A 4,253-nucleotide genomic window follows, 5' to 3' on the forward strand; every position below is an offset into this window, starting at 1 on the left:
ACCTTACCCGGATATTTTTTCTTACTTAAATATACTTTAGGTAATAGATGATTATACTTGCTTACTGATGAAAATATGCAATTTTGGACGCACTTGTAGCCTTAACAGCAAATTTTGCTGAAATTTTTCTGGATACTATGCTATTAATTTGCATTTTACATTCTAAGCAAATATTCATATTACTACCTCCTTAAATATTATCTCTTTTATAATACTATAAAATTTTAACAATTTCAAGAATATTTTTAACTTTTATTTCCTTCTTTTTTTCTTTCCTATCATAGAAAATAGAGAATAATTTATCTTTTCCCCATCTATTATTTTTTCACCATAATAAAAAGTCCTTGACTGCACATCTTTAAGTCCTAATTCACATAATATACCTTTTACTTCTTCTTGATTAAATCCATTATGACCATTAAAATCCTTATAATTTTTATGAAAACCTCCATCTTCCTCATCTAAATCTACGATACATAGCGCTCCATTTTCTCTTAATAATCTGATTAGACTTTTAAGTACCTCTTGGATATTCTCAATATGATGAAGTGCCATGGAAGTATATATTATGTCATATTTATTTTCTAATATAATTCCCTTATTTACTTCCCCACATATTGCCTTCATATTATTTATGCCTTTTTCTTTAATCTTATAGTTTAAAACTTCTATCATTCCCTCAGAGTTATCAAGAAGATCTATAGAATTAAAAACATCATAAAGATTAAAACTAACAAGACCTGTCCCACATCCAAAATCTAGTGCCTTATAATCTTTTTCTATTTTAATAGATTTTTTTATCTCCTCTGACACAATCTTAGCCCTTTTTATTCTAAAATCATTATCCCACTGTTTTGCTTCCTCATTAAAACTCATAACTTCTATTTAGTGATTGGTTATACCATCACTAAACTCCTCCCTTCTTTTCTTTATCTTTAATCTCTTATTATAAATTCTTCTTTATCTATTTTAATATTATGATATCTCATTAATTTTCTAATCTGATCTATACTGATAACTTTTCCATTCTAAAAATTTAATTCGTTTCTTATAAATATTTAAAAATGTAACAAAAGCTATTTTATACATAATAGAATCTCCTTAACATATGCATCTTTTAACTTGAATTTAATATTGAAAAAGTTTAATATTAAGATAACTCAATTCCAACTTTTGTAAGTTACATGAACAAAGTTGGATATGCCTAACTTACTCTAGAATCTATTTTTTATTGAAATAAACTAAATTTACTATTTAAGATATGGAGATGATAGTATGATTAAATATATTAATTCCCTGGAAAATATAAGTGAAACTAATCTAGAAGGTTTCTTTGTGGATTGGCCCAATCCTCCATCCCCAGAAAAGCATTTACAATTACTAAATAAAAGTGATTATTTCTGGCTAGCAATAGATGAAACTACAAATGATGTGGTTGGATTTATTACCGCTATTTCTGATAAAACCTTAAGTGCATATATTCCACTTTTAGAGGTTCTTCCACCTTATAAAGGAAAGGGCATTGGAAGTCATTTAGTTAAATTAATGCTTGAAACCTTAAAAGATTTTTATATGATTGATCTTATGTGTGATAATAACATTGTAGACTTTTATAAAAAATTTTCTATGATTAAAAGTCAAGGAATGATTATGCGTAACTATAATAAGCAAAGTGGCTTATAAATTTGAATATTAGTGAACTTTTAGTTTATATATTGTTCTAAAAATATAGATATACCCCAGGACATATAGAATTCAACTTCAAACTTCTGTAGTTTCCAAGCTATTCAAATTTTGAGTTTATGCCAGGTATATCTATATTATTTCTACTTTAAATCCTACTCTCTCTAGATATATCAAAGAGTACATAAAATTAACCTTTACCTTCTCACAATTTACTACATATTTCAAAATTGAGTTCTTATCTTGTATATCTATACCTAAATTTCTCCTTGATAATTAGTATAGAAAATAAACTTTCAACGAAAAACTCTATAATACTTTTTTAATAAATACATCTATATTAATGTTAATTGCTCATACTCTTCTTTTTTATACTTATATGCTTTTATAATACCCGGCATTTTATATAAAACATTTTCTTTATTGCATTTATCTCTAAAACTCCTCCATAAATCCTTACTATTTAATGAAATAGCTTCATATTTATATCCATAGGTTTCAATATATCTCTCCCTTAGCTTTGGAAATAATCTATCAAGGTTATCATAAAAATACTCTCTTTGTCCTTGTCTTAAAGTAACCCCAAAATAAGGATAAATAAACCTTCCTCCACTCTCCTTGGTTTTATTGATAATTGATACAATATTTTCCTTTGTGTCGTTTATAAATGGAAGTACCGGCATTAGTAATGTTCCTGTAAAAATCCCTTCCCTGGATAATATCCTCATGGCTTCAAATCTTTCAGATGATAAAGATACATTAGGTTCAATTTTACTACATAGATTATCATCATAAGTAGTTATAGTAAAAATAACACATAAGGGAGCATATTTATTGATTGATTTCAAAACATCTATATCTTTTAGAATTAAATCACTTTTAGTTATTATATTTACTCCAAAGCCATAGTTATTTATAATCTCCAATGCTCCCCTTGTTAAATTAAGTTCTTTTTCAAAGGGATTATAGGGATCACTCATAGAGCCTGTGCCTATGACACCTGAAGTCTTTTTAGATTTTAGTTGATTCTTGAGAATAAATAATGCATTATCCTTAGCACGAACCTTATGAAAATCCTGGACTCTGTAACAATTACTTCTTGAGTCACAGTAAATACATCCATGGCAGCAACCCCTATATATATTCATATTATAGTCAACTCCAAACCAGTTACTAGAACTTGTTTTAGTTATTAGGGTTTTAGCATTAATATATTCCATCTATATGACTCCTCTTACCTTAGCATTGCCCATTTTACACATGGAAAAGTTTAAGGTTGTATTCTGTATCTCATCACATAAATCCCAAAGATTATCCACTAGCCTTAACTCTATATTTTTCCTAAAAAGTTCAGTGAATAAATCTTCTATAACAAATTTATTTATAGGAGTCTCTCCATGCTCACTTACATAATATCCAGCTATACTATCTTGAATATAAAATCTTTCTGGATTAAACTCATATAAATAAAGGGTAGTATTTTTCATTATGTTAAACCATTTATGTTCTATAGCCACCACATGATTACAGGATTTCGAAGAAAAGTACCTAAGTTTATCCTCATGGGATGTTCCATCAGAAACATGATATGTAACTCTAGGACAATCTCTTGGTGTTAAAAAGTTTGGAAGATATTTATTATTTATTGCCCATACTAAAGCCTTTTCCTTATCCATATCTTCTCTACTAGGTATACGTGGCTTAAAAACTTCAATATCGCTTTCTTCACTTACATGAAATAATCTCATAAAGCTTCCCTCCTTTTTACTTTTTTATAATATTTAAAATCAACTTAATATCTTCTCTTAAAATATTTTTATATGACATAGATAAACAATTTTAAAACTCAACCTTTGAATATGTCTTAAATACTGGTTGCTAATGATTTAGTGGTTTATCTATACTACATCTTCTTAAAATAAAAATAATTTATATTATAGTATAAATGATATAATCCTTATTATGAAAATCCATATACTTTTCTATTTAGTTCATCTCTAATATTTCTCTTCTTAATAAAGAGTACATAATTAAATCCTCATACTGCCCTCTAAAATAAGCATACTCCCTAAGTAAGCCTTCTTCTCTAAAACTTAAAGCCTTAAGAAGGCTTCTAGAAACTATATTTTCTGGGTATACTAAGGCTTCTACTCTATTTAAATTCATATGGTTAAAGCCAAAATATAGTACTGCATTTATGGCTTCCTTCATATATCCTTCATGCCAATACTTATTTGATAGTTCATATCCCATTTCAGCTCTTAAAAATCTATTATTAAAATTATGATATCCAATGGTTCCTATAATCTTTTTACTACTCTTTAGTTCAATTCCCCATCTTATGGAAGTATTCTTCTCAAATCCTCTATTAAAATCCACTATTAATTCCTCTACCTCTTCTATATCCTCAAGAGGAAATATTCCATAGTATTTCATAATTTCTTCTTTAGAAAAAACTTCGTATACATCCTGTAAATCTTTAAAAGTAAGTTGCCTAAGTAATAATCTCTCTGTTTCAATAACTGGAAAAAACTCACTGTTTTCTAGCATTTGTAATCCTCCTAAACTCC

The 4,253-nt window shown here is 27.6% G+C and carries 5 protein-coding genes; 1 reads left to right on the forward strand and 4 read right to left on the reverse strand.

All coding sequences use genetic code 11. The features are described 5' to 3' along the window. Positions 1 to 252 precede the first annotated feature (252 nt). Complete coding sequence (locus AB2369_RS11855) at positions 253 to 876, reverse strand: class I SAM-dependent methyltransferase (RefSeq protein ID WP_367666687.1); 624 nt, start codon at positions 874 to 876, stop codon at positions 253 to 255. 399 nt (positions 877 to 1,275) lie between these two features. On the opposite strand from AB2369_RS11855, the gene AB2369_RS11860 reads away from it, so the two are divergent. Further along, positions 1,276 to 1,683, forward strand: coding sequence for a GNAT family N-acetyltransferase (locus tag AB2369_RS11860; RefSeq protein WP_367666688.1), 408 nt, complete (start codon positions 1,276 to 1,278; stop codon positions 1,681 to 1,683). A 335-nt stretch (positions 1,684 to 2,018) separates the two neighbouring features. Here AB2369_RS11860 and AB2369_RS11865 read toward each other — a convergent pair whose 3' ends face one another. From AB2369_RS11865 to AB2369_RS11875, 3 genes are all read right to left on the reverse strand, one after another. Beyond that, entirely contained in the window at positions 2,019 to 2,903 is an 885-nt protein-coding gene (locus tag AB2369_RS11865; RefSeq protein ID WP_367666689.1) for a radical SAM protein, read from the reverse strand. Beyond that, on the reverse strand, positions 2,904 to 3,431 hold the full coding sequence (locus tag AB2369_RS11870; RefSeq protein WP_367666690.1) for a DUF6886 family protein: 528 nt from the start codon (positions 3,429 to 3,431) through the stop codon (positions 2,904 to 2,906). It lies immediately after the preceding gene. Positions 3,432 to 3,669: 238 nt separating this feature from the next. Then, positions 3,670 to 4,233, reverse strand: a complete 564-nt coding sequence (locus AB2369_RS11875; protein ID WP_367666691.1) for a GNAT family N-acetyltransferase — start codon at positions 4,231 to 4,233, stop codon at positions 3,670 to 3,672. Positions 4,234 to 4,253 lie beyond the last annotated feature (20 nt).

This window comes from Clostridium sp. (genome assembly GCF_040797585.1).
GTDB lineage: Bacteria > Bacillota > Clostridia > Clostridiales > Clostridiaceae > Clostridium_Z.